The organism is Parasedimentitalea huanghaiensis (assembly GCF_009753675.1).
Classification (GTDB): Bacteria; Pseudomonadota; Alphaproteobacteria; order Rhodobacterales; family Rhodobacteraceae; genus Parasedimentitalea; species Parasedimentitalea huanghaiensis.
The window spans coordinates 1-23,187 of record NZ_WQLV01000017.1 but is presented as its reverse complement, the minus strand read 5'-3'; the positions used below and the strand labels follow the sequence as shown (position 1 = coordinate 23,187).

Sequence of the window (23,187 nt, the reverse complement as noted above, 5' to 3'; positions counted from 1 at the left end):
GCCACCGGGTGCCTATAGACCTGTTGGGGTGGTGGATCAAGGGATAAGGGCAACGGGCTTCAATACTAGATGCAGGTATCGTGATTAGAATATTCACTCAGTAAGCATTGCAAGTTTTCCAATCCCTTCAATTGTCACCTCCTTGCCATTTAGTAACTCAATTCTCTCACCAATGCTTGCCCCCAAGATGCTGTCAGCCAATACATGGCGAGTGTCATGAAAAATCACCAAGGGATCAGTACTAGTTTTTGCCCGTCCAAACTGTATTTTGTGGCCATTGGAAAGATACACTAGGTCGTTCATCTCAACAATTTTGCTTCTATCGACATCATCCGATGTAGTCTCGACAACTTCAGCAACCAACGCTGTCGACTTCTCAGCATTGGAAACCTTCGAAATTAGCTTTTCAAGATGTCCTCTAACGTCATGTATTAGCAGCCGAACACGCGGAGTTGCCTTTCTGCAATTCACCAGCTCATCAAAAATTTGGGCAAGTTCCATGAACTTTTCCACGCTCTGCTCGACCTCCTCCTCAAGATCCCAGATCCGATAGCTTTGATAATTCCGTTCCTCAAATATTCTCACACTTTTCTCCGACTAAAAAATCTATGTCTTTCAATTGAACTTCCAATGGACCTTAGACGCCCCCAGCTCTTCAAGTAAAAATAATTCCCAAACACCTTCACCCGCCAAGGCCCCTGCCCTGTCGGTTTCTGTCGTGCTGGTCCATGTTTAACGGGTGGGCCGGATAGGAGTGGCGGCGCCGCCGGGGTGGATGCAGACGGGGGAATGCCCCGTGCAAGGAACGGTTCAGTTGCGCGCCCTTCTTTGCGAGGGCCAGGCTCCGGGTGTGGCCGGGGTGCCAAGCCCGGCTAGATCGCGATCAATTAGGAAACTACAGCTCGACGGTTTCAGTTTCCTGAGCAGGGCGTCCGCTGGCTGCGCAACAGGGTTAATCCGCAGCCCTGTTCAGACACAGGGCCTCCCACTCGGTCAGGAACGCCATGATCTCAACCGAATCCTGCAGGCGGGGCGACGGGCGCTGTGCCTCGGTCCGGTTTTGGGAGAGGTTCTGTTCGACCATTTTGATCTGATGATAGAAGGCGTCATACCCGGTTTCGACATAGATGTCCTCAACCGCACCGTCATAGGGGCACCACTGCAGGTGGTTGGCGCCGGGTACGGGCAGCCACGGGTTGGTGACGAACCGCAGCACGCCCTTGCTGCCGCTGATGGAAAAGCCGTGCGCCATGCCGTAGCTGTCGGTGGAGTGTAGACTGGCCAACACACCATTGCCAAACTGGGCGGTCACCGCCGCGTCGCAGATGGTATCGTCGTGGTCCGCGACATTGCCAAAGCCACTCAGGCGGCGGGTGGCAAACATCTCCTCGCCGCACATGGTCTGCACCACAAGATGCATCAGCGAGGTGGGGTAACAACCAAGATTGTACAGGGTGCCGCGCCCCAACGGATTGGTCACTTGCCAGATATCAGCGGCGTAAAATCCCTGGATGGCGCGCAGCTCGCCTAGGCGACCGTCCAGCAGCACCTCTTGCAGGCGGTGATACAGCGGATGGGCCAGATACATTAAACCCTCCACGAAGAAAGTTTTGTGGCTCTGTACTGCAGTGACCAGCTGGTGGGCTTGATCCATAGTGGTGGTCAGCGACTTCTCACTCAGGACCGCCTTGCCACTGGCCGCAGCCTGAGCAGTCAGCGTGTGATGTACGTGGTTGGGCAGGCCAATATAGACCACATCGACATTTGGGTCACTGAGTGCGCCCTCGTAACCGATAGAGTGGTTTGGAATCTGGAATTGGCGCTGAAACGCCTGCACGGCGTCCTGATTTCGTCCGGCGATGGTCCATAGGTCTGACCCGTCACTTTGCTGGATGGCTGTCGCCACAGCGTTGGAGATAAACCCTGTTCCCAGAACAGCCCAGCGTAGCATATCACGCGCTCCTTTGTTGTGACGAACCAGAGCTAGATTCAGCGGCAACAGAAGGCAAATCTAACGTCACGACCCACCAACAGAAAACGCCCCCGCAGTGCGGAGGCGTTTCTGGTCACTCAAACCCAAGGGAGGAGGAAAAGGGTCGAATGAATTCGGGAATTACTTGCCGTATACGTGGATGCGGGAGATTTCGGCGATATCGCAGCGGCGAACGCCAATGTCGGCCAGTTCACGGCCTGTCAGCTTGTCCAGCTCCGCGTAGGTACGCTTGTATTCGCTGGCCTGAACCCAGGATGTTGCAGCAGCCTCAAAGAACCCACGGATGCGTGCGATCAGGTTAAGGCCGGTAGAAGCGGAATTGATTGCGTGAGCCATGTTATTGTCCTTACTCTTTACCGGGACCCATTCCCCGGTACTGTTTGTGTGCCTTGTTAAGCTGCATTTTGAATACGCCATCTCTGGTGCACTCCACAAATGCCAGTTCGGTCAAGCCGCTATGCACTGAGGACATGCAAAGCCCAACCTTGCTAAAGGTACGAAAATGCAAAACGCCCCCGGTTTCCCGTGGGCGCATCGTCATGTCGTAGGGTGCGTGCTAGCACGCACCGTTCACCGGCCTAAGGTTCAGTCGGCTTCAACCTGTTGACGGGCAATTTCAGCCAGATCTGAGCGGTGCATACCAAATTCGATCAACTCGTCTTCTGTTAAGCTTTGCAACTCGGCATAGGCGCGATTGAACGCAGCCTTACGGGCCCGGGCAGCACGTACGTTCGCCAGAATGGCTTGAAAGCGGCCACTCAGGTTCATGGTGGCACTTTGCGAGGGGATTGCATATTCCATTGGTTCGTCCATCTATTCGGCCGATCCGCATTGACCGGCAGCTTCTGTCATTTGTCGACCTAAAATAAGATTAGATGTCAGCGCAAACAACGCACATCACGGTCTTGCCGCTATGCGTCTGAAACATAGATCTCGGCCTGCTGTTGGTTCTGCGTACCTCACGAAATTCAGACCAGCGCCAAGATTGACAGCACACACAGCGCAACAACCATCGCCCATCCCGCGACAAACACAAATGTACGTGCGCCTTGGGTCGCCTTACCTACGTTCTGCGCATAAATCAGGACGTAGATCAGCCGCAAAACCAAAAACAGCACCATCAGCAAGTTGACCCACCAGGCAGATACCCCGGTGAGGATACAGGCAAACACCCCGACGGCGACGGCAGGCATGATCTCAATGCCGTTTTGATGGCTTCTGTTCAGCCGGTAAACGGAATTGTCGTAGTCCGGTTCGGGGTTGCTGCCCGGGGTCATGTTTGCCTTGGCCTTGGCCGCGCCTACCAGCGCAGACTGCAGCAGAACAACAAGAACAAAGACCAGCAGGGAAATAAGGGCAACTGAATAGGCTGCTACAAGTTCGGGCATTGGGCACTCCATCTATTTAATGATTTGGTTAAATAGAGAGCACCCCTGCCCTGTTCCGTCAAGCCGATCTTTTCGACAGCGCGTGTTCGATCAACTCCAACCGGTCCTGCCCATAGAACATGTCACCGTCCAGAACATAGGTGGGTGAGCCAAAGACGCTGTGGGTCATAGCCTCTTGGGTATATTGCTCATGCAGGGCTTGAATTGGGGCAGACAACGCTGCGGTCAGCAAGCTATCTGCATCCAAACCCAGGTCAGTGACCAGTCCCGCCAGAGTTGCCGCATCTGCAATATCGGCATCCTTCACCCAATGCGCCTTGAGTATTGCATAGGACAGTAGGTCCACCGGTGCCCCGGCTTCGGCGGCTGCGATGATCAGACCATTTGACAGTGTCAGCGGATTGTCATGATGAGTGGGACGGTAGTCGATCATATCAACACCCCGGTATTCTGCCCAGCGTTCAATTTCGCGGCCAAAGAAATAGTCGGCGTGGGCCTTGGTACGCGCAGCAAAGGGTTGTGATCCTGCGGCCTCGATGACGGGGCTTAGGTAAATCGGCCGGTGTAGCAGTGTGCAACCATAATCCGCGCAGATTTGAGCCAACTTTTGCCCCCCCAGATAGGCATAGGCGGAATGGGCAGAGTAGAAATATTCGATGGTGGGCATGTGTAAATTCCCTGAAGTGAATTCCCTGTAAGTACCTGTAACGGGAAACCCTGTCAGCTTATTCTTATCTACACAGCCAACTTCCAAACAAAAACGCCCCCGGCAGAACCGGAGGCGTTTTCGATGTCTTCAAGGAAAAGGACTTAGCCTTTTTCTTCGATGATCTCGACCATGTGTGAAATCTTGTTCACCATGCCGCGAACCGAAGGAGTGTCTTCCAGCTCGCGAGTCTTGTGCATCTTGTTCAGACCCAGACCAACCAGCGTAGCACGCTGTTTGGCGGGACGACGGATCGGAGAACCGATCTGCTTTACAACGATAGTTTTAGCCATCTTCCGATCTCCTTAAGCTTCAGCGTCGGCAGGTGCCGCTGCTGGTGCTTCGTCCCGCTTAGGCAGGATGTCGGCAACTTTCTTACCACGACGCTGAGCAACCGAACGTGGGCTGGACTCTTTGCGGAGGCCATCCATGGTTGCACGGATCATGTTGTAAGGGTTCTGCGAACCAATCGACTTCGAAACAACGTCTTTGACGCCAAGCATTTCGAAAACGGCACGCATTGGACCACCGGCGATGATACCAGTACCTTCAGGTGCAGTCCGCATAACCACTTTACCGGCGCCGTGACGGCCTTCCATGTCGTGGTGCAGTGTCCGACCTTCACGCAGCTGAACGCGGATCATCTGACGCTTGGCCTGCTCGGTGGCTTTACGAATGGCCTCAGGGACCTCTTTCGCTTTACCTTTACCGAAACCAACGCGGCCTTTTTGGTCGCCTACAACTACCAGTGCAGCAAAACCAAAGCGCTTACCGCCTTTTACAGTTTTGGACACACGGTTGATCGCAACCAAGCGATCTGCAAATTCTGGAGTCTCGTCGCGATCACGACGTCCGCCGCGGCGGTTATCTTCTCTTGCCATGAGGCATTCCTTTCATCCGGCGCTATGCGCCTAATATCCAATCCTAGTGAACGCCCATCGCTGAGCGCCCCCGGATCATCGGGGCGGCACCAAGGCACCGCCCGCATTGATTAGATCTTGAGGCCACCTTCACGGGCAGCGTCGGCCAGGGCCTTCACTTTACCGTGGAACAGGAAACCACCGCGATCGAAATATGCTTCTTCAACACCAGCTTTCTTAGCACGCTCGGCGATAACCGCGCCCACTTTGGTAGCTGCTTCGATGTTGTTCTTGCCGACGAAACCCAGATCTTTTTCCAGGGTCGAGGCAGAAGCCATTGTAACGCCACGAACGTCGTCGATCAGCTGAACGCTGATGTTCTTGTTCGAACGGTGAACGGAAAGACGAAGACGTCCAGCGTTCACGCGGCGCAGTTTGTTCCGGACGCGCAAGCGGCGCTTCAGAAACAGGGTTCTTTTGCTGTTTGCCATTGTGCTGGTCCTTACTTCTTCTTGCCTTCTTTGCGGAAGACGAATTCACCCTTGTAGCGAATACCTTTGCCCTTGTAGGGCTCGGGCTTGCGCCATGCACGGATGTTCGCCGCGACCTGACCTACAGCCTGGTCATCAATGCCTTCGACAAAGATGATGGTTGGCTTAGGGGAGGTAACAGTGACACCCTCAGGTGCTACGTATTCCACATCGTGCGACAGGCCCAGGTTCAGCTTCAGGGTATTGCCCTGCATCTGTGCCCGGTAACCAACACCCTGGATCTCCAGCTCTTTTTTGAAGCCGGTGGTGACCCCAGTTACCAGATTGGCAACCATGGTGCGGGACATGCCCCACTGCTGACGTGCCCGTTTGGACATGCCGCGTGGCGTGATAGAGACAACGTTATCTTCGACCGAGAGAGTCACATCATCAGTGGCTTTGAAGCTACGAGTCCCTTTCGGGCCCTTAACTTCGATGGTCTGACCGGACACCGATGCAGTAACACCTGCAGGCAGCGTAACCGGTTTTTTACCAATACGAGACATTGATTGACCTCCTTAGAAGACGGTGCAGAGCACTTCGCCGCCAACATTGGCTGCACGTGCTTTTGCGTCCGACATCACACCCCGAGGAGTGGAGACAATCGACACACCCAGACCCTGACGGACGGATGGAATGTCATTGACGCCCATGTAAACGCGACGACCAGGTTTTGAAACCCGCTTCAGCTCGCGAATGACAGGTTCGCCATCGTAGTACTTCAGGCTGATTTCGATAGCCGGGTGGCCATCTGCACCAGTGGATGCTTCGTAGCCACGGATGTAACCTTCGTCAGTCAGCACGTCCAGAACCCAGGCCCGCAGCTTGGAAGCTGGGGTCGAGACTGTGGATTTGCCGCGCAACGAGGAGTTACGGATCCGGGTGAGCATATCTGCGATAGGATCGTTCATATCTGTCTCTCCCTTACCAGCTCGACTTCACCATGCCGGGGATCTGGCCCGAAGAGCCAAGGTCCCGCAGCGCGATCCGGCTTACCTTCAGCTTACGGTAGTAAGCGTGAGGACGGCCGGTCAGCTGGCAACGGTTGTGCAAACGTGTAGCCGAGCTATTGCGCGGCAATTTTGCCAATTTCAGACGCGCAGCAAAGCGCTCTTCCATAGGCTTGGACTGGTCACTCGCGATCTCTTTCAGCTCGGCGCGTTTCGCAGCATATTTTGCTACCAGACGTTCCCGCTTCTTTTCGCGTTCGATCATTGCTTTTTTAGCCATGTCTATTCCTTCCCGCGCTTACGAATTGAAGGGCATGTTGAGAGCTTTCAACAGCGCCTTGGCTTCCGCGTCATTCGAAGCGGTCGTAGCGATCACAATATCCATGCCCCAGTTTTCGTCGATTTTATCAAAATCGATTTCTGGGAACACGAGGTGCTCTTTCAGGCCCATGGCGTAGTTGCCACGACCGTCGAAAGATTTGCCAGATACGCCGCGGAAATCGCGGATACGAGGCATTGCGATGGTGATCAGACGATCCAGGAAGTCATACATCCGGTCGCCGCGCAGTGTCACCTTGGCGCCCATTGGCATGCCTTCGCGAACGCGGAAGCCAGCAATGGAAGTCTTGGCGACGGTGGTCAGAGCTTTCTGGCCAGAAATCAGGGTCAGATCAGCCTGAGCCGACTTTGCCTTCTTGCTGTCACGGACTGCGGCACGGCCACAACCAATGTTCAGAACGATCTTATCCAGCTTAGGGATCATCATTTCGTTCTTGTAGCCGAATTCTTCTTTCAGAGTGGCGCGAACGCTCTCTTTGTAGAAGGTCTTCAGGCGTGGGGTGTAAGCAGCGTTATCAAGCATCGATCACGTCCCCTGTAGTTTTTGCAAAACGCACTTTCTTGTCGCCTTCGATACGGAAGCCAACGCGAGTTGCTTTGCCATTTGCGTCCAGGAATGCCAGGTTTGACAGCTGGATCGGCAGTGCTTTGGGCAGACGGCCACCCTGTTCAGTCTGTGTCTGACGTGTGTGGCGGATCGCCATGTTCACACCTTCAACAACAGCCTTACCAGCAGACGGGTCAACGGAGGCGATAACGCCTTCTTTGCCTTTGTCTTTGCCGGCCAGCACGATGACTTTGTCACCTTTACGGAGTTTAGCAGCCATTGTTACAGCACCTCCGGAGCAAGCGAGATGATTTTCATAAAGTTCTTGGCACGCAGCTCACGAACAACTGGGCCAAAGATACGAGTACCTACAGGCTCATTGGCGTTGTTCAGGATCACAGCAGCGTTGCTATCAAAACGAATAGCAGTACCGTCTGCGCGGCGAACTTCTTTGGCGGTGCGAACGACGACGGCCTTGCGGACATCACCCTTTTTAACGCGACCACGTGGGATGGCTTCTTTAACCGAAACGACAATAACGTCGCCTACGGAAGCGTACTTACGCTTAGAACCACCCAGAACCTTGATGCACTGGACTCGGCGAGCGCCTGAGTTATCAGCAACATCCAGGTTAGTTTGCATCTGGATCATTTGGTTTCTCCCGACCTATGGAAACTGGCGATGCGTGCCATGGCGTTCCCAGGGTTTCGACAAACTGGGATGTCTGTCGGTTAAGGGTTCTAAAGGCTCTTAAGCTTCCAGAACTTCCCAGCGTTTCGTTTTCGACCTAGGTGCGCATTCGATGATGCGAACTGAATCACCTACTTTGAAAACGTTCTTTTCATCGTGGGCCCGGTATTTTTTGGACTTACGGATGGTTTTCTTCAGAACAGGGTGCGTGAAGCGGCGTTCAACCGAGACAGTTACGGTCTGGGCGTTGGCGTCGCTGGTCACGGTGCCAGTGAGAATACGTTTGGGCATCGTGTCGCTCCTTATTCAGCTGCTGCTGCAGCTTTTTGGTTCAAAATGGTCTTCACGCGGGCAGCGTTACGGCGAGCCGCTTTGATGCCTGATGTGTTTTCCAGCTGACCGGTGGCCTGTTGAAAGCGCAGGTTAAAGCTTTCTTTCTTCAGGTTTGCGAGTTCATCGCGGAGTTCATCCGCGGATTTTTCGCGAAGATCCTTGGCGTTCATAGCCTAAGTCCTTTCCAAAGCACCAGAAGGCCCCTGTTGGGTAACCTCGCACCTGGTGGGTTATGTCACCTGCACCGAAATGCAGAAAAGAATCACCTTGCCCTGATTCCGATAGGAATAGGGGTTAGCGATGGGTCCCTATAGGGGAGTGTGGGGGTGGGGGCAAGAGGGAAGATTGGTGCTAACCACTTTGCCCAGCTCCAGCTTTGGCCGCCTCTGTCGCCATTCCTACCAACGCATCCGAGTCACTTGGCTTGAAACGACGGAAAGATCCAACCAAAAGAGCGACTGTGATTGTGGTAATCGAAGCCACGGGAGCCAAAATAAGTGACATTGCATAAATTCGCGGCACGGTCAAAACGGGGCCCATCATCACTTTATGCATCGCGTGTAAAATTAGATATGTCATCACAACCAAGACAGACACGCTAATCACTAGAACGAGTTGCTTGATCTGAATTCTCTGCTCTGCTTCACGAATTTGAAGCGTGCGAAGTTGATCTTCTAGACTTGCCTCGCGTGCATCGACCTTATCCTCGAGCTCCGAGAGCCGGTTTACAAGGTAATCTATTTGATCTGTGTTACTGGGCCGATTAGGCGCCTGTTCGTCAATTGCCATCAAGTACTCGCAGTTGAGCGCTTACCTTCATAGTGCTCTCTGATTTCATCGTCGAACATTAGGGCATAGTGCCCCCTCCGAGAAGCCTTTTCCCAAGGTCCTCCGGATTCATGTGTGATGTCAGAAAGTTTAAACGCGTCCATATGACCATAAATAGAATAGATTTGTTGAAGAAAATCTTCGTCGAAAGAGTTCACGCCTGCATCAAACGCAGCACTTCCTGCGACTTGAGAGATCTGCACTCCCTGCCCACGAAAGGCATGGTACACATCTGGAATAACCGGTCCACGCTGCCACGCTTCGATACGATTTCCAAACAAAGGTGCTTTTCGCATCTCTAGATGCCAGCCGTGAGCAATGTATGTTAGCTTTAATAGCGACATAATTGACAGTTGCCGACCTTCGAGAGCCGCTTTACGGACAAACCAGTTTGCCACTTGACGTGCGTCATACATTTTTTGCCCCCTTTTGTTCGCAGCTCAAAAATAGTCTAGCAACTATTTACATAGGGTGTTCACAACCTATTCACAACTAAATCTACTCATTCTGTATACCGTTGATCCAAGGCATACTTGGGACAAACTGCACATTTGCGATTAGATCGACCGACGGGATCAATACATAGACAGCGTGGTCTCCGACCGTTCGCCCCTCAATCGTTCCCCCGGAACGATTGCCGCAATGCGGACCGGCTTTGGGCTCCGCCCGTTCGCGCCTGAAATGATCCCCCGGATCATTTCCAAGACGGCGCTCACTCCCACCGATAATTGAAGCTGACCGAGATGCGATCATCTTCGGACATGTTCATTGGCACCTCATGGCGCAGCCAGCTTTCCCAGAGCAGCACATCGCCCACATCCGGCTTCATATAGATAAACGGCTGCAGCTCGCGGCGGGCGTCTTTGGTGCGGATGGGGGACGCCATCATCATCGCGGACCGGGGATCTTCCAGTTTCAGCGCGCTGGTACCCTCGGGCATCGCAACATATGTGGTGCCGCTGATCACTGAATGGGGGTGGATGTGGCTGGCGTGCATGCCGCCCTCGGGCAGGATATTGATCCACAGATCCTCGAGCACCAGCGCGCGGCCATCGAGATCAAACTGCAAGTCCTTGGCAAATTCAGCCACGTGTAAATCCAGCACCTTGACAAGATCAGCAAAGATCGGAAAGCGCCAGGGCAGATCGGTCAGCGAAGCATAAGAGGTATAGCCGGGATAGGCGTTTTCCTCACACCAGTCCTGACCGGCCTCGTCATCATTGGCGATGACAATGCAGGAGTTTTCCAATTCATCTGCGTCAATCTTGACCCCGTGTTCAGACAGGGCGGCGCGGTACAGGCGGGTGGCGAAAAGCGATTCAATGTGTGACATGCCAACGTCATACCTCAGGTCACCGCATAGGGCGAGAGGTCGCGTTGAGGGATATCAGCCCCGTTGGGCTGGTGGCCCCAAATTCAGGGGCCACCATAGTAAGATCAGAAATCCTGCCAAACGGCTTTGCCTTCGGTGCCTGTTGCGGCTGCTTCAGGTCCGGCATCCATGGACCAATCGTCATCCATGCCACCAGTCCCATGCGCGGATGGCATTGCTGCGACCGGGCTGGTGTTTGCAGTACTATGCCCAGAAGTTTCAAAGTGTTCCATCAACTGGGCAAGCTTGGTCGCATCGGATTTCAATAAGTGTCCCGCTGCGGTTGCCTCTTCTACCATGGCCGCATTTTGCTGTGTCACCTGATCCAGCTGTGTCATGCCGATGTTGATCTCATTGAGACCCGTAGACTGCTCCGATGCGCCTTCGGCGATTTCAGACACCAGCGTGGTGATGTGACCAACCTGCGTAACTATGCTGCCTAAGGCCGAACCAGCATTACCGACCAGTTCAACGCCCCGATCCACCTGTTTAGAACTATCATCAATCAACGTCTTGATCTCCATCGCGGCATCCGAAGAACGTTGCGCCAGAGCGCGAACTTCGCTGGCGACCACCGCAAACCCACGACCAGCTTCACCAGCCCGCGCAGCCTCTACCCCGGCATTCAGGGCCAAAAGGTTGGTCTGGAAAGCGATGTCATCAATCACCGAGATAATCTGAGAAATATGACGCGAAGAGTTTTCAATCTCGGTCATCGCAGCCACAGCATTTTGCACAACTTCGCCGCTGCGCTCTGCCTCGGTGCCGGCATCCCCCATAGTCGTTTCAACATGACGGGCGCCCTCAGCTGCTGATTTCACAGATGCTGTCAGCTCATCCAATGCGGCGGCTGTTTGCTCGAGTGTTGCGGCCTGGCTTTCTGTACGCTGCGACAGATCATCAGAGGCATGGCTGATCTCATCCGCACCACTGCGAATGCTGCCAGAGGTTTCAACAACCTGTTCCACGATGCCGTGCAAGTTAGAGACGGTTGTGTTGAAGTCCTCACGGAGCTGTTCATAGCCTTCAGGGAAGTTCTCTTGAATTTGTACGGTCAGTTTGCCCTGAGACAGCAGCGACAAGCGATTGCTGAGTTCTTTGACCATTTGCCCCAGTTCTGCGTCACGGCCCTCGGCCTTCCTCTGCTCTGCTTCCTGCATTTCAACCAGTGAATCGCGGAACACTTCGAGTGCGCGGGCCATTTCGCCAACTTCGTCGCCGCGGCTTTGCCCCTTAATTTCAACGGCATTGTTGCCGTCAGCCAGACCACGCATGGACACAGTGATGTTCTTGATCGCCTTGGCAATGCTTGAACCGATGACCAATGCCAGCATGGCGCCAATAACGATCGCCACGGCAATAGCGCTCGGGATTAACGTCTTGGTTGTCGCAGATGTCTGCTCGCTTGCAGCGCGGCGGGTGTCCATCAATCCCTGCTCTTCGGCTTGGAAATCAGCCATGATTCCGCGGAACCCATCAAAGTATGTTTTACCGCGTCCCTCAGCCACCAGATCCGCCATATCATCCATGGTCTGCGCATCGCCAATTTCGCGGCGCATGTCGAGTGTAGGTTCTACAACTGTGCTGCGCCATTCGGAAATAAGCTCACCCGCGCCTGTTATGCGCTGAACCTGTTCCGGGTTGTCGCTTACTGTTTCAGCAAGTTCGCCCACCAGTTTTTCCATCCGGGCAATGCCAGCAGTATATGGAGTCAAGAAAGCTTCATCACCGGACAGCAGGAACCCACGCATCCCGGTTTCCATGTCCACTGCAGCAGCCAAGACATCTTTTGCCGTCTCGATCACAGAGTATGTATGCTCGACCCGCTCAAGACCTTCGGAAATAGCAACAGCGTTAATAAACGGGCTATTGATGATGCCATCTATTTTTTCTTTCCGTGTTGCCAGCAATGCCTGTTCCGCCTCGATAAAGCTGGTGATCCGGATCCTGAAATCATCAAAGAACACCTTACCCTTGGCTTGCTTAACTTCGGCGGCCATGTCGTTCATTGTCAGTGCATCACCGATATCACGACGCAGTGCGATTGCCTGTTCTGCCACCTCAGTTTGCCAGCCTCTTAGGGCTGCCTCGGCTTCCTCCAGCCGAGTAACCTGACGAGGATTATCACTCACCGTTTCCCGCAAGCTGGCCAATGTTTCATAAGCCTGGGCTTGCCCACTATTGTAGGGATCCAAAAACGCGTCTTTCCCAGCAAGAAGATATCCACGCAGGCCGGTTTCCATATCAACTGCCGAGGCAATGATGGACCGCGACTCCCCCAGAACAATCTGAGTGTGGTCAACCAGACGCGAAGATTCTTCCATCCGTGCCAGGTTGATCATCGTGATGACCCCAACGGCAGCGATCAAGATCAAAGGAAATAGAGCCACCGAAATAACTTTGGACTTAGTTTTCAGATTCGTAAGCGAAAAGCGTCGAGGTAACTTCTTTGCTTTAATGGTCATTTCCAGGATCCTCTTTGGAATAGGTTTCCTGAGCTAGACCACATGAAACTTAATATCCCGTGCAGTGATGCGGTATTGGCAGCCCTCAACCTGCGGCATATTGGTAAAAATCGTCGTTTGTGCCGTGGAAACTCCAGCAACAATGCAAAGGCTCGGCCGTATAACTGCCCCATGTAATCCAAAAGGCCCCCGCCAAATAATGAGCGGGGGCCAGTACTTAGGCAAATGTGCTGGGTCGCTAGTCGTAAGCAGCATCCACAATTATTTCGACTTTCAGCTCCGCTCTCGCCAGTTTTGCCTCACCACAAGCGCGTGCAGGCGCATCGCCTTCGGGAACCCAGGCATTCCAGACTTCATTCAAACCGGCGAAATCGCTCATATCCGCCAGCCAGATTGTTGCGCGCAGCATTTGCGATCTCGACGATCCGGCCTGAATCAATAGAGCCTCTAGCCGACGCAGACATTCTTCGGTCTGTTCCTGAATTGTTGCCCCCTCGCCCACTTGGCCGGTGATATAAGCAACGCCGTTATGTTTGACGATTTTTGAGGATCGGACCCCGGTTTCGATGCGTTCGATCATGACACTCTCCTTGCGGTGTTGGTTTCTGTTGACTGCAGGTGCCCCTGTTCGGTCTGCGCTTCAACACTTTTCTACTCCAGCAACAGAAAAAGCCCCCGCTGAAAAATCAGCAGGGGCTTCTAAATTTTCAGATCGGTAAGAGCTTACCAGTCTTCGCGAACCACGACGCGTGTTTTGATTGGCAATTTCATCGCAGCCAGGCGCAGGGCCTCGCGTGCAACAACATCGTCAACACCGTCGATTTCGAACAAGACACGGCCAGGGCGAACCTTGGCTGCCCAGAAATCTACGGAACCTTTACCTTTACCCATACGGACTTCGGTAGGCTTCGAGGTCACTGGAGTGTCCGGGAAGATACGGATCCAAACACGGCCCTGACGTTTCATGTGACGTGTCATCGCGCGGCGAGCCGCTTCGATTTGACGTGCAGTGATACGCTCAGGCTGCAGTGCTTTCAGGCCGAAAGTGCCAAAGTTCAGATCGGATCCACCTTTGGTTTCACCCTTGATCCGGCCTTTGTGCATCTTCCGGAATTTAGTACGCTTTGGTTGAAGCATTTGTCATGTTCCCCTTAGCGACGACCGCCTGCACCGCGAGGTGCTGGGCCGTCCTGGAGTTCCTGTGCTTTACGGTCACGTGCCTGCGGGTCATGCTCCATGATCTCACCTTTGAAGATCCAAGTCTTGATCCCGATGATACCATAAGCAGTTTTTGCTTCGACGTGTGCGTAATCGATGTCGGCACGCAGTGTATGCAGAGGCACGCGGCCCTCACGGTACCATTCGGTACGCGCGATTTCTGCTCCACCCAAACGACCCGCAAGGTTGACCCGGATACCCAGGGCGCCCATGCGCATCGCGTTCTGTACCGAACGCTTCATGGCGCGACGGAAAGACACCCGGCGCTCCAGCTGCTGTGCGATGGACTCACCAACCAGAGCAGCATCAAGTTCCGGCTTGCGGACTTCAACGATGTTCAGATGCAGTTCGCTATCGGTCATGCTGGCAATTTTCTTGCGCAGAGTTTCGATGTCTGCACCTTTTTTGCCGATGATGACGCCAGGACGCGCAGTGTGGATCGTAACGCGGCACTTTTTGTGCGGACGCTCGATGATCACACGAGAGATACCAGCCTGCTTACACTCTTCTTTGATGAAGTCGCGGATTTTCAGGTCTTCCAGAAGAAGATCGCCGAAATCTTTGGTGTCAGCATACCAGCGGCTGTCCCAGGTGCGGTTGACCTGGAGGCGCATGCCAATTGGATTGACTTTATTACCCATTAGGACTGCTCCTCAACTTGACGCACCAGGATGGTGATCTCAGCAAACGGCTTCAAGATCTTGCCGAAACGACCACGAGCCCGCGGACGACCGCGCTTCAGGGTCATGTTTTTACCTACATAGGCCTCGGCGACGATCAGCTCGTCTACGTCCAGGTTGTGGTTGTTTTCAGCATTGGCAATCGCCGACTGAAGACATTTTTTCACGTCCTGAGCAACACGCTTGTTCGAGAAAGTCAGTTCGGTCAGAGCCTTATCAACTTTCTTGCCACGGATCAGACCAGCAACCAGATTCAGTTTCTGAGGGCTGGTACGGAGCATGCGCAGTTTTGCCATTGCTTCGTTGTCTGCCACGCGGCGTGGATTTTTTTCCTTACCCATGACTTATTTCCGCTTCGCTTTTTTGTCAGCAGCGTGACCATGATAGGTACGAGTTGGCGAATATTCACCAAACTTCTGACCGATCATTTCTTCTGTGACGTTGACAGGGATGTGTTTCTTGCCGTTGTACACGCCAAAAGTCAGACCCACGAACTGGGGCAGAATAGTGGAGCGACGCGACCAGATCTTGATCACTTCTTTGCGGCTCGAGTCACGAGCAGCTTCGGCCTTTTTGAGAACATAAGCGTCAACAAAAGGGCCTTTCCATACAGAGCGAGACATAGATTAACGTCCCTTCTTCTTGGCGTGACGCGAGCGGATGATCAGCTTGCTTGACGCTTTGTTCTTGTTACGGGTCCGAGCACCTTTGGTAGGCTTACCCCAAGGGGTCACTGGGTGACGACCACCCGACGTGCGGCCTTCACCACCACCGTGTGGGTGATCGACCGGGTTCATGACCACACCACGCACAGAGGGACGAACGCCCTTGTGACGCATACGGCCAGCTTTACCAAAGTTCTGGTTCGAGTTGTCGGGGTTCGACACCGCACCAACTGTTGCCAGACATTCCTGACGCACCAGACGCAGTTCGCCCGAAGACAAACGGATCTGAGCGTAGCCACCGTCACGACCAACGAACTGAGCATATGTACCAGCTGCACGGGCGATCTGGCCGCCTTTGCCTGGCTTCATTTCGATGTTGTGAATGATGGTACCGATTGGCATGCCCGAGAAAGGCATTGTGTTGCCCGGCTTGATGTCGGCTTTTGCAGAGGCGATAACCTGATCACCAACAGCAAGACGCTGTGGAGCCAAGATATAGTTCTGTTCGCCATCTTCATATTTGATCAGCGCGATGAATGCGGTCCGGTTCGGGTCATATTCGATCCGCTCGACGGTCGCCGCAACATCAAATTTGTTACGCTTAAAGTCAACGATCCGGTAGAGGCGCTTTGCCCCGCCACCACGGCGGCGCGAGGTAATCCGTCCGGTGTTGTTCCGGCCGCCCGATTTCGTCAAACCCTCAGTGAGAGACTTGACGGGACGTCCTTTCCAAAGCTCCGAACGGTCGATCAGAACCAGCCCACGCTGGCCCGGCGTCGTCGGTTTATACGACTTGAGTGCCATGCTTTCTGTCTTCCGTTTAGCAGTGTCCAAGCACCGGGTGTTCCCGGCATCCTGGACTATGTTCAGCCCCCCGAAGGTGGCCATCGATCTAGGGCCCCAAAGGTCCCCATCCAAAAATCAGCAGCCCCGGAACGAATCCGAGGCTAGATGATTGGAGCGAGGTAGCAGGGTATGAGGGGGGTGTCTATAGGGGTAATCCGCCAGACTGACAGAAAACAAAGAGCGACTCGCCGGTTACTATCACTACTGTCTAAGTTTTCATTAAATCTGACGCCCAAAGTCACACTATTCGAAATTCAAAAATTTGTTTGCGGCCTGCAAATAGGCCAATACTTTTTTGCCCCTCTTCGAGCGAAGGTTTATAAATAAAGTGTAAGGTTGCGGCTTGGAACTGATTAGATATTTTTTTCTTGCTATCCTCCAACTCAACAACACAAGTCACATGTTCCCCAGCCAAAACTCCACTACACCGAATACTATACGCATATGCAGTTCGTTCGCTTAGGTGTTCTGGGGCTATTCGAACTTCTCCACGCAGAACCATCGCCGAATGAGTAGGCTTCAAGCTCATTTAAAGATCTCACTTATTGACCGGATCGCGTTGTTAAAATAACCCAAATCTTCCTTATGAATCGTGACAGTTCCAGACCTAAAAATCATTGGATCGACAGGGGTTAGATCGGCAACTCCATCAAGAGCGCTCTTAGGAATTTCAACTTTAACAGTTTTTGTCAAATCTGGAAAATGCTTAGCAAACGATTGAAGTTCCGTGAGGCTATTTGCAAATTGCTTTGCATCCATGGCTCCCTCTTTAAGCCTAAATCCATATTCCGCAATATCTTGAAGCTCTTCTGGGCTAACCGCGCGAAAAATTTCAACGATCTCTTCGGAGGTCTTACCTGCGCCCCTCATCGCACCAATAATCGGCTCTAATACCTTGGCAGCTTTACCTCCTGGGATAAGACCGATGCCTTCTATCAAATCGTCGGCAGTAAGCTCACCATCAAATAGGACCGAAGGATCGGGCACAACTCCTTCCTTCATACCTTTATTGAAGGCATCGTGGATAGCCTCGAGTTCGTCCATGTTGACGTTTCCGTCTTCATCGACGGCCAACCCATATAGCGCTCCAATCCCCGGTCCAGCTTGATTTCCCGTAGGATCGAGAAAATTGACCGGATCGTTTTGTGAATACGAATATCTATTAGTGCCAACACCCGGCTCAGTCACTTCAAACCAATCCGGCTGAATAAACATCGCCGAGGCTTGAGAGGCCAGGATTGCAAAAAGTGTTGTGAAAAGAACTTGCTGTAAATAGCGGAGCACGGAATTTCCCCCTTAACGTGTTTCGCGGACGCTAGCACAAGCTTCTTGCAACACCAACATAAAGTGAGCGTAAAGTCAGAAGTCCAAGCGATGCCCGACAACAGTTCCAACACAGTCCCGCGGGGTGGCGCTGCTGGCCTTGCTTGGGGCAGTTTATCTCTACCAAATCCGTAGAAGATCAAACCGGAGTACACCACCAGCCAAGAAGCGCCGCCACAGGTTCAATTTTGGTTGGGCGGGATATGCCAGAGGCATTCCTCCGGCATGAAGCTGGCGCGGCGGGCTTCGCCCTTGAGTCCTCGCCGGGGCGCGCCATGTCAGCGGGCCAACATGCCAAGCCCAAAACAGCCCCCTAATTGTGGCCTCTTGCTACCCTAAAGCCATTCGCCCTAACAACATTCTTAATCTGCAAAGAAATAATTCTGCGTCATAAATCTTTCGTAAAACTAACGCGAATAGACACTTGAATAGTTCTGATTTTCTGAATCCGAAGCAATTTGAGTAAGTGGGATTTCACATGTCATTCATTGACCGAACAATCGAAAACCGTCCAACCACCGGCGAAGCACCTTTTGAGCTACACGAGTGCTTTTTCTCCAGAACGGATGAGCGCGGCGTGATCCAGGCGGGGAACAACATTTTTGGTCGTGTTTCGGGATATGAGTGGAATGAACTCATTGGGGCCCCGCACAAAAGAATTCGCCATCCTGAAATGCCAAAGGGCGTATTCTGGCTGCTTTGGGACACGATCAAGCGTGGTCGCAGCATGGGCGCCTATGTGCAAAACAAAGCAAAGGACGGGCTCAACTACTGGGTCTATGCCATGGTTGTTCCCTGCAAGGGCGGATACATCTCAGCCCGCTTCAAACCCAGCAGCCCTTGGCTGGCAACCATTCAGTCAGAATACGCGGCGCTCCTAAAAGCTGAACAGATTGAAAATCTTACTCCAGAAGCCAGCGGTAACCGCCTTTTGGCCCGGCTGAAAGAGCTTGGTTTCGAAAAATACCACCATTTTGCTGCCCACACAGCAAGTACAGAGCTGCTGGCCCGTAGCACCGGACTACGGCAGAAACAGGACCCGTCAATTGTTGCTATGCGCAGTATGCTGGACAAGGCAGATACACTGAAACAGCAGAGCGAAGGTTTGATTCAGGAATTTGAAGCCATGCGCACAATTCCGCATAACTTGCGGGTCATCGCGTCACGTATTGAACCCGCAGGTGGGCCAGTCACCGTTTTATCGCAAAACTACGGCATCATGTCACAGAGCATGTCGGATTGGTTTGCCGAGCATGTCGTCGGAGAAAAGAGCAACTTCTCCAGCATCAAAGGGGCAGTCAACAATTGTCTGTTTACCGGGTGCCTGTCCGTTGTCATGCGGGAGTGCGCAGGTCAGTTTACAAGCGAAGGCCTTGGCCACGGCGCTGAGAATATGGATGCGGAACGTGAAATCCTGAACAGGGTATCCAAAGATCGCAACACCGAGGCCTTTGCCAACCTACGGGTTGTAAAAACCGAAGCTGAACGGATTTTACATGCCTGCGGTATTATGCAACGTCACCTTCTTGGCCTTAGCTCGACGCGCGTATTGTGTAAAATCGAAAGTGCTCGCGTGCCCGAGGCCGGGGAGACGTTAACGGACATCATCGACCAGCTTGGCGCTTTTCAGGCGCGCATCTCTGAAAAGCTGGACAATATCGTTGCTCTAAGCAACGAGATCAGCTCTCACGAATTCGATGCTGACCCCGCTGAGTAAAATAGGTTGAAGTCACAGCAACTGGCCGCGATGTGCATCGTGGCCGTTCTCCAAAGGTCGCCAAGCCTCACGCGCAAGCCGCCCAGAAACGAAAAAGGCCCCCGCTTTACAGCGAGGGCCTTTCTCAATTCATCCAAGCAATCTTAGAGTCCGGTGGACACGTCGATTGTGTTACCTTCTTCGAGGGTAACATAGGCCTTTTTGACGTCCTTGCGACGGCCTAGGCCACCGCGGAACCGCTTCACTTTACCTTTAGTGATGCTTGTGTTCACAGCCTTAACCTTCACACCAAACAGCGCCTCAACGGCAGCTTTGATGGTTGGCTTGTTGCTGTCGATCGCAACTTCAAAAACAACCGCGCCATTTTCGGACGCCATGGTGGCTTTTTCAGTGATGATCGGCTTGCGGATCACGTCGTAGTATTCTGCTTTAGCGCTCATTTCAGGCGAGCCTCCAATGCTTCGATACCTGCTTTGGTGATCACCAAGGTGTCACGCTTGAGGATATCATAGACGTTTGCGCCCATCGACGGCAGGATATCCAGACCTTCGATGTTTTTGGCAGCTTTCAGGAAGCCTTCGTTGGCGGTCGCGCCGTCGATGACCAGAGCGCGTTTCCAGCCCAGGTTAGCAACCTGTTTGGCCAGAGCAGCAGTCTTGCCGTCTGTGTCAGCGTTCTCGATCACAACCAGCTCACCAGCAGCAGCCTTGGCAGACAGTGCGTGACGCAGGCCCAGTTTACGGAACTTCTTGGTCAGCTCGTGGCCGTGCGAACGGACAACTGGACCTTTGTAAACACCACCACCGCGGAAGATCGGAGCAGAGCGAGCACCGTGACGTGCGCCGCCGGTACCTTTCTGACGATAGATCTTCTTGGTCGAGTAGTTCACTTCCGAACGGGTCTTTACCTTGTGGGTACCGGCCTGTGCGTTGTTACGCTGCCAGCGAACCACACGGTGCAGGATGTCGGCACGTGCTTCGAGACCGAACAGGTCTGCATCCAGCTCGATGTTGCCGGCTTTGCCGCCGTCAAGTTTGATTACATCAAGTTTCATGCTTCACCACCTTCGGCAGCTGCCGATTTGATAGCTGCTGGGAAAGGCAGACCCTCGGGGGCCTTCTTCTTGACAGCATCTTTGACAGTGACCCAACCACCTTTGGAACCAGGAACGGCGCCTTTGATGAAGACCAGACCACGGTCGGCGTCAGTTTTGACAACTTCCAGGTTCTGAGTGGTTACACGGGCAGCACCCATGTGACCGGCCATTTTCTTGCCTTTGAAAACTTTACCGGGATCCTGACACTGACCTGTGGAACCGTGCGAACGGTGCGAAATCGAAACACCGTGTGTCGCGCGCAGACCACCAAAGTTCCAGCGCTTCATAGCACCCTGGAAACCTTTACCAATCGAAGTACCGGAAACGTCAACTTTCTGACCTTCCAGGTAATGCTCGGCCGAAATTTCGGCACCAACTTCGATCAGGGCATCAGCGGAAACGCGGAATTCTGCAACTTTACGCTTCGGCTCAACCTTTGCAGCGGCAAAGTGACCGCGCATAGCCTGAGACGTGCGTTTTGCCTTAGCAGCACCAGCACCAAGCTGAACAGCAGTGTAGCCGTCCTTCTCGTCTGTACGCTGCGCAACAACCTGCAGGTTTTCCAACTGAAGAACGGTTACAGGGATCTGTTTGCCGTCTTCCATGAACAAGCGGGTCATGCCCACCTTTTTAGCGATAATACCAGAGCGCATATGATTTACCCTCCGATCTTATGACTGCAACTTGATCTCGACGTCCACACCAGCGGCGAGGTCGAGCTTCATCAGCGCGTCAACGGTCTGGGGGGTCGGATCAATGATGTCGAGTAGACGCTTGTGAGTACGGATCTCAAACTGGTCGCGCGATTTTTTATCAACGTGAGGTCCACGCAGAACGGTGAACTTCTCAATCTTGTTCGGCAGAGGGATCGGGCCACGAACTGAGGCGCCGGTCCGCTTGGCTGTGTTGACGATCTCTTGCGTGCTGGAATCCAGAACGCGATAGTCAAACGCCTTGAGCCGAATACGGATATTTTGGCTTTGCATTATCTATAGCCTTTCGAGGCTAAGGAGTTGATAGGACGACCGACGGCTCATTCCACCGGCCCTCTTCAAACCCAAACGGCAGGAGCGAATCCTGCCGATAGGTTATTCACACAAGGTGAACTCGCGCGCTATACGCCTGTTGGCGGGATGTGGCAAGGGGGAATGTCGCCAAACACGAATATGAACATGCGTTCTGACGCCAGCAGAGAACTGCTGCCCCGCTGTGATCTACTTCGCGCCCAAGGCTAAACGGAGCCCCAATCGGTTAGTCGGCTTTTCCACAAGCGCATAGGTAGCCATGGAGACCACAACAGTAGTTCCGTAAACCAGCATAAACTTTGCCAGACCGAACCCTGGTAACAAGTTCAACTCTCCCAGCAAGGACATTATCGGGAGGTGGAAGAGATAGAGACTATAGCTAATTGATCCAAGGAAAAGCATCGGGCGTGATGTCAAAGGCCGGGTTACCCACTTAGCTCTGTCCGGCGTAACACAAACGATAAGTATCGCCGTAGAAAATGCCAGGGCTTCTGATGCCCGGCCAGAACCAGCAACCAAGGCCAGTGCAAACAAAGCAACGGCACCGCCAATCCAGAGACCTGACCCGGCAGGCGGTTCTGTTTTGAAGCGAGCCCTTAGATAAAAGGAAGTTGCTCCAATAAAGAACATCTCACCATGAGCCGCTGGAGACCAGGTAATCGGCAGTACGGTCCCAAACATATCCTCAGAAATTCCAAAGAGAAATTTCGAAAGAAAGTGAAAAAACACAAAGGCTCCAATTGTCCGATAAACTGTCTTTGCAAAATAGAGTAATGGAGGCAGGAAAACATACCAGAACACCTCGATGGGTATCGTCCACTCTACCCCCAAAACCGAATTGGCAACCTTGTAATCTAGAAAACTAGCCATGCTTAAATGCATTAGATAGTTATACAAGTTCGGCTCGGATCCAAGCTCTTGCATCCAATATGGAAATGGCAATGCACCCACCACAATTAGGAGCATCGCAAGCGTGATGGCCAACCAATAAAGGGGAACAATTCGCATAATTCGTCTTGTCAGATAAGACGAGTAATTTCGTGCTTCGGTGAAAGTCTTGGCGATCGTAAAACCAGAAATAACAAAGAAAATATCTACACCATATTTCCCTGCACTGGTAATCGCTTGTCCTATAGCCCCAAACTCAGAAAGTGCCGCAGTATGGATCATAACAACCATCGTCGCGGCCACAGCTCGAAGGCCTGTAATAAAATCGGTGTCTCCGTAAGTACGGAGAAAAACGGTTTCTTTTTTCAATTTCAAATACCTAGATTACAACAGTAATAGAAGAGCATAGATGCACCAACCGCCCTAAGTCTATGAGGAAATTTCCCAACCTCTACCAGCGGTACCTGCCTAAGAACAACCTACCCAAACAGCAAAAAGAGCCGCCGTTTGGGCAGCCTTTCTTTATCATTTCACCTGTGTGGCTATGGGGTTATCTGAGCCTTGGTGTGGATAAACTGCCGCCACAGTAATCGCCAAACAAAAAGGCCACCCCAAATTGGAGCGGCCTTTCCGTATAGTGATCAACAGAGTTGATTACTCTTTGATGTTTGACACAACACCAGCGCCAACTGTGCGGCCGCCTTCGCGGATCGCAAAGCGCAGGCCCT

At 52.9% G+C, this 23,187-nt stretch carries 37 protein-coding genes; 2 read left to right on the top strand and 35 right to left on the bottom strand.

Features of this window, described 5'->3' with window-relative positions; all coding sequences use genetic code 11:
- Window positions 1-93: 93 nt before the first annotated feature.
- The 29 genes from GO984_RS20185 to GO984_RS20045 all read right to left on the bottom strand — a co-directional run bounded on the left by GO984_RS20185 (window position 94) and on the right by GO984_RS20045 (window position 17,694).
- A complete protein-coding gene (locus GO984_RS20185; RefSeq protein WP_157024378.1) occupies window positions 94-585 on the bottom strand; it encodes a hypothetical protein in 492 nt (163 codons plus the stop codon).
- A 367-nt stretch (window positions 586-952) separates the two neighbouring features.
- Window positions 953-1,951, bottom strand: coding sequence for a Gfo/Idh/MocA family protein (locus GO984_RS20180; protein WP_157024377.1), 999 nt, complete (start codon window positions 1,949-1,951; stop codon window positions 953-955).
- Between the two features lie 162 nt (window positions 1,952-2,113).
- Complete coding sequence (locus GO984_RS20175; protein WP_157024376.1) at window positions 2,114-2,329, bottom strand: DUF1127 domain-containing protein; 216 nt, start codon at window positions 2,327-2,329, stop codon at window positions 2,114-2,116.
- Between the two features lie 249 nt (window positions 2,330-2,578).
- A complete protein-coding gene (locus GO984_RS20170) occupies window positions 2,579-2,806 on the bottom strand; it encodes a DUF1127 domain-containing protein (RefSeq protein ID WP_157024375.1) in 228 nt (75 codons plus the stop codon).
- Between the two features lie 155 nt (window positions 2,807-2,961).
- Window positions 2,962-3,381: an MAPEG family protein gene (locus tag GO984_RS20165; RefSeq protein ID WP_158980065.1), complete on the bottom strand. Its 420-nt coding sequence runs from the start codon at window positions 3,379-3,381 to the stop codon at window positions 2,962-2,964.
- Window positions 3,382-3,439: 58 nt separating this feature from the next.
- Window positions 3,440-4,048, bottom strand: a complete 609-nt coding sequence (locus GO984_RS20160) for a 2-hydroxychromene-2-carboxylate isomerase (RefSeq protein WP_157024374.1) — start codon at window positions 4,046-4,048, stop codon at window positions 3,440-3,442.
- A gap of 143 nt (window positions 4,049-4,191) precedes the next feature.
- Window positions 4,192-4,380: a 50S ribosomal protein L30 gene (gene rpmD, locus GO984_RS20155; RefSeq protein WP_138163946.1), complete on the bottom strand. Its 189-nt coding sequence runs from the start codon at window positions 4,378-4,380 to the stop codon at window positions 4,192-4,194.
- A gap of 12 nt (window positions 4,381-4,392) precedes the next feature.
- The gene (gene rpsE, locus GO984_RS20150; RefSeq protein WP_157024373.1) at window positions 4,393-4,968 is read right to left on the bottom strand and encodes a 30S ribosomal protein S5; all 576 of its coding nucleotides are present in this window, start codon (window positions 4,966-4,968) and stop codon (window positions 4,393-4,395) included.
- A 110-nt stretch (window positions 4,969-5,078) separates the two neighbouring features.
- Window positions 5,079-5,438: a 50S ribosomal protein L18 gene (rplR, locus tag GO984_RS20145; RefSeq protein ID WP_157024372.1), complete on the bottom strand. Its 360-nt coding sequence runs from the start codon at window positions 5,436-5,438 to the stop codon at window positions 5,079-5,081.
- A gap of 11 nt (window positions 5,439-5,449) precedes the next feature.
- On the bottom strand, window positions 5,450-5,983 hold the full coding sequence (rplF, locus tag GO984_RS20140) for a 50S ribosomal protein L6 (protein ID WP_138163943.1): 534 nt from the start codon (window positions 5,981-5,983) through the stop codon (window positions 5,450-5,452).
- A gap of 12 nt (window positions 5,984-5,995) precedes the next feature.
- Window positions 5,996-6,388: a 30S ribosomal protein S8 gene (gene rpsH, locus GO984_RS20135; protein ID WP_138163942.1), complete on the bottom strand. Its 393-nt coding sequence runs from the start codon at window positions 6,386-6,388 to the stop codon at window positions 5,996-5,998.
- Window positions 6,389-6,401: 13 nt separating this feature from the next.
- A complete protein-coding gene (gene rpsN / locus GO984_RS20130; protein ID WP_157024371.1) occupies window positions 6,402-6,707 on the bottom strand; it encodes a 30S ribosomal protein S14 in 306 nt (101 codons plus the stop codon).
- An 18-nt stretch (window positions 6,708-6,725) separates the two neighbouring features.
- Window positions 6,726-7,289 (bottom strand): 50S ribosomal protein L5, encoded by a 564-nt coding sequence (gene rplE / locus GO984_RS20125; protein ID WP_157024370.1) that lies wholly within the window; start codon window positions 7,287-7,289, stop codon window positions 6,726-6,728.
- The gene (gene rplX, locus GO984_RS20120; RefSeq protein WP_157024369.1) at window positions 7,282-7,593 is read right to left on the bottom strand and encodes a 50S ribosomal protein L24; all 312 of its coding nucleotides are present in this window, start codon (window positions 7,591-7,593) and stop codon (window positions 7,282-7,284) included. The genes rplE and rplX overlap by 8 nt, the downstream gene beginning before the upstream one ends.
- 2 nt (window positions 7,594-7,595) lie before the next feature.
- Window positions 7,596-7,964 (bottom strand): 50S ribosomal protein L14, encoded by a 369-nt coding sequence (rplN, locus tag GO984_RS20115; protein WP_138163938.1) that lies wholly within the window; start codon window positions 7,962-7,964, stop codon window positions 7,596-7,598.
- A gap of 99 nt (window positions 7,965-8,063) precedes the next feature.
- A complete protein-coding gene (rpsQ, locus tag GO984_RS20110; RefSeq protein WP_157024368.1) occupies window positions 8,064-8,294 on the bottom strand; it encodes a 30S ribosomal protein S17 in 231 nt (76 codons plus the stop codon).
- Window positions 8,295-8,305: 11 nt separating this feature from the next.
- The gene (gene rpmC, locus GO984_RS20105; RefSeq protein WP_138163937.1) at window positions 8,306-8,506 is read right to left on the bottom strand and encodes a 50S ribosomal protein L29; all 201 of its coding nucleotides are present in this window, start codon (window positions 8,504-8,506) and stop codon (window positions 8,306-8,308) included.
- A 181-nt stretch (window positions 8,507-8,687) separates the two neighbouring features.
- Window positions 8,688-9,125, bottom strand: a complete 438-nt coding sequence (locus tag GO984_RS20100) for a hypothetical protein (RefSeq protein ID WP_157024367.1) — start codon at window positions 9,123-9,125, stop codon at window positions 8,688-8,690.
- Window positions 9,125-9,580 (bottom strand): Panacea domain-containing protein, encoded by a 456-nt coding sequence (locus GO984_RS20095; RefSeq protein WP_157024366.1) that lies wholly within the window; start codon window positions 9,578-9,580, stop codon window positions 9,125-9,127. Before GO984_RS20095 ends, GO984_RS20100 begins: the two co-directional genes overlap by 1 nt.
- Window positions 9,581-9,876: 296 nt before the next feature.
- On the bottom strand, window positions 9,877-10,497 hold the full coding sequence (locus GO984_RS20090; protein ID WP_157024365.1) for a 2OG-Fe(II) oxygenase family protein: 621 nt from the start codon (window positions 10,495-10,497) through the stop codon (window positions 9,877-9,879).
- A gap of 104 nt (window positions 10,498-10,601) precedes the next feature.
- On the bottom strand, window positions 10,602-13,001 hold the full coding sequence (locus GO984_RS20085) for a CHASE3 domain-containing protein (RefSeq protein WP_157024364.1): 2,400 nt from the start codon (window positions 12,999-13,001) through the stop codon (window positions 10,602-10,604).
- Window positions 13,002-13,239: 238 nt separating this feature from the next.
- On the bottom strand, window positions 13,240-13,581 hold the full coding sequence (locus GO984_RS20080; RefSeq protein ID WP_138163934.1) for a RidA family protein: 342 nt from the start codon (window positions 13,579-13,581) through the stop codon (window positions 13,240-13,242).
- 143 nt (window positions 13,582-13,724) lie between these two features.
- Window positions 13,725-14,138 carry a 50S ribosomal protein L16 gene (rplP, locus tag GO984_RS20075; protein WP_138163933.1) on the bottom strand — a complete coding sequence of 138 codons (414 nt, stop codon included), beginning with the start codon at window positions 14,136-14,138 and terminating at the stop codon, window positions 13,725-13,727.
- A 14-nt stretch (window positions 14,139-14,152) separates the two neighbouring features.
- Window positions 14,153-14,860 (bottom strand): 30S ribosomal protein S3, encoded by a 708-nt coding sequence (gene rpsC, locus GO984_RS20070; RefSeq protein WP_138163932.1) that lies wholly within the window; start codon window positions 14,858-14,860, stop codon window positions 14,153-14,155.
- Window positions 14,860-15,240 (bottom strand): 50S ribosomal protein L22, encoded by a 381-nt coding sequence (gene rplV / locus GO984_RS20065; RefSeq protein WP_157024363.1) that lies wholly within the window; start codon window positions 15,238-15,240, stop codon window positions 14,860-14,862. The genes rpsC and rplV overlap by 1 nt, the downstream gene beginning before the upstream one ends.
- A 3-nt stretch (window positions 15,241-15,243) precedes the next feature.
- On the bottom strand, window positions 15,244-15,522 hold the full coding sequence (gene rpsS, locus GO984_RS20060; protein WP_157024362.1) for a 30S ribosomal protein S19: 279 nt from the start codon (window positions 15,520-15,522) through the stop codon (window positions 15,244-15,246).
- Window positions 15,523-15,525: 3 nt separating this feature from the next.
- The gene (gene rplB / locus GO984_RS20055; RefSeq protein ID WP_138163929.1) at window positions 15,526-16,368 is read right to left on the bottom strand and encodes a 50S ribosomal protein L2; all 843 of its coding nucleotides are present in this window, start codon (window positions 16,366-16,368) and stop codon (window positions 15,526-15,528) included.
- Window positions 16,369-16,648: 280 nt separating this feature from the next.
- Window positions 16,649-16,939: a hypothetical protein gene (locus GO984_RS20050; RefSeq protein WP_157024361.1), complete on the bottom strand. Its 291-nt coding sequence runs from the start codon at window positions 16,937-16,939 to the stop codon at window positions 16,649-16,651.
- A complete protein-coding gene (locus GO984_RS20045; RefSeq protein ID WP_157024360.1) occupies window positions 16,936-17,694 on the bottom strand; it encodes an RHS repeat-associated core domain-containing protein in 759 nt (252 codons plus the stop codon). Before GO984_RS20045 ends, GO984_RS20050 begins: the two co-directional genes overlap by 4 nt.
- Window positions 17,695-18,211: 517 nt before the next feature.
- On the opposite strand from GO984_RS20045, the gene GO984_RS20040 reads away from it, so the two are divergent.
- A complete protein-coding gene (locus GO984_RS20040) occupies window positions 18,212-19,450 on the top strand; it encodes a PAS domain-containing protein (RefSeq protein WP_157024359.1) in 1,239 nt (412 codons plus the stop codon).
- Between the two features lie 143 nt (window positions 19,451-19,593).
- On the opposite strand, the gene GO984_RS20035 is transcribed toward GO984_RS20040, so the two are convergent.
- From GO984_RS20035 to GO984_RS20015, 5 genes are all read right to left on the bottom strand, one after another.
- Window positions 19,594-19,890 (bottom strand): 50S ribosomal protein L23, encoded by a 297-nt coding sequence (locus tag GO984_RS20035; RefSeq protein ID WP_157024358.1) that lies wholly within the window; start codon window positions 19,888-19,890, stop codon window positions 19,594-19,596.
- Complete coding sequence (rplD, locus tag GO984_RS20030; protein WP_157024357.1) at window positions 19,887-20,504, bottom strand: 50S ribosomal protein L4; 618 nt, start codon at window positions 20,502-20,504, stop codon at window positions 19,887-19,889. Before rplD ends, GO984_RS20035 begins: the two co-directional genes overlap by 4 nt.
- On the bottom strand, window positions 20,501-21,199 hold the full coding sequence (gene rplC, locus GO984_RS20025; protein WP_157024356.1) for a 50S ribosomal protein L3: 699 nt from the start codon (window positions 21,197-21,199) through the stop codon (window positions 20,501-20,503). The genes rplD and rplC overlap by 4 nt, the downstream gene beginning before the upstream one ends.
- Before the next feature lie 18 nt (window positions 21,200-21,217).
- Window positions 21,218-21,532 carry a 30S ribosomal protein S10 gene (rpsJ, locus tag GO984_RS20020; RefSeq protein ID WP_127747095.1) on the bottom strand — a complete coding sequence of 105 codons (315 nt, stop codon included), beginning with the start codon at window positions 21,530-21,532 and terminating at the stop codon, window positions 21,218-21,220.
- Between the two features lie 228 nt (window positions 21,533-21,760).
- Entirely contained in the window at window positions 21,761-22,828 is a 1,068-nt protein-coding gene (locus tag GO984_RS20015) for an acyltransferase family protein (RefSeq protein WP_167740441.1), read from the bottom strand.
- Between the two features lie 62 nt (window positions 22,829-22,890).
- On the opposite strand from GO984_RS20015, the gene GO984_RS23420 reads away from it, so the two are divergent.
- On the top strand, window positions 22,891-23,049 hold the full coding sequence (locus GO984_RS23420) for a hypothetical protein (RefSeq protein ID WP_167740440.1): 159 nt from the start codon (window positions 22,891-22,893) through the stop codon (window positions 23,047-23,049).
- A gap of 64 nt (window positions 23,050-23,113) precedes the next feature.
- Here the strand turns inward: GO984_RS23420 and GO984_RS20010 are convergent.
- The coding region (locus GO984_RS20010; RefSeq protein ID WP_209279447.1) for an EF-Tu C-terminal domain-related protein at window positions 23,114-23,187 on the bottom strand (74 nt) is incomplete at its 5' end.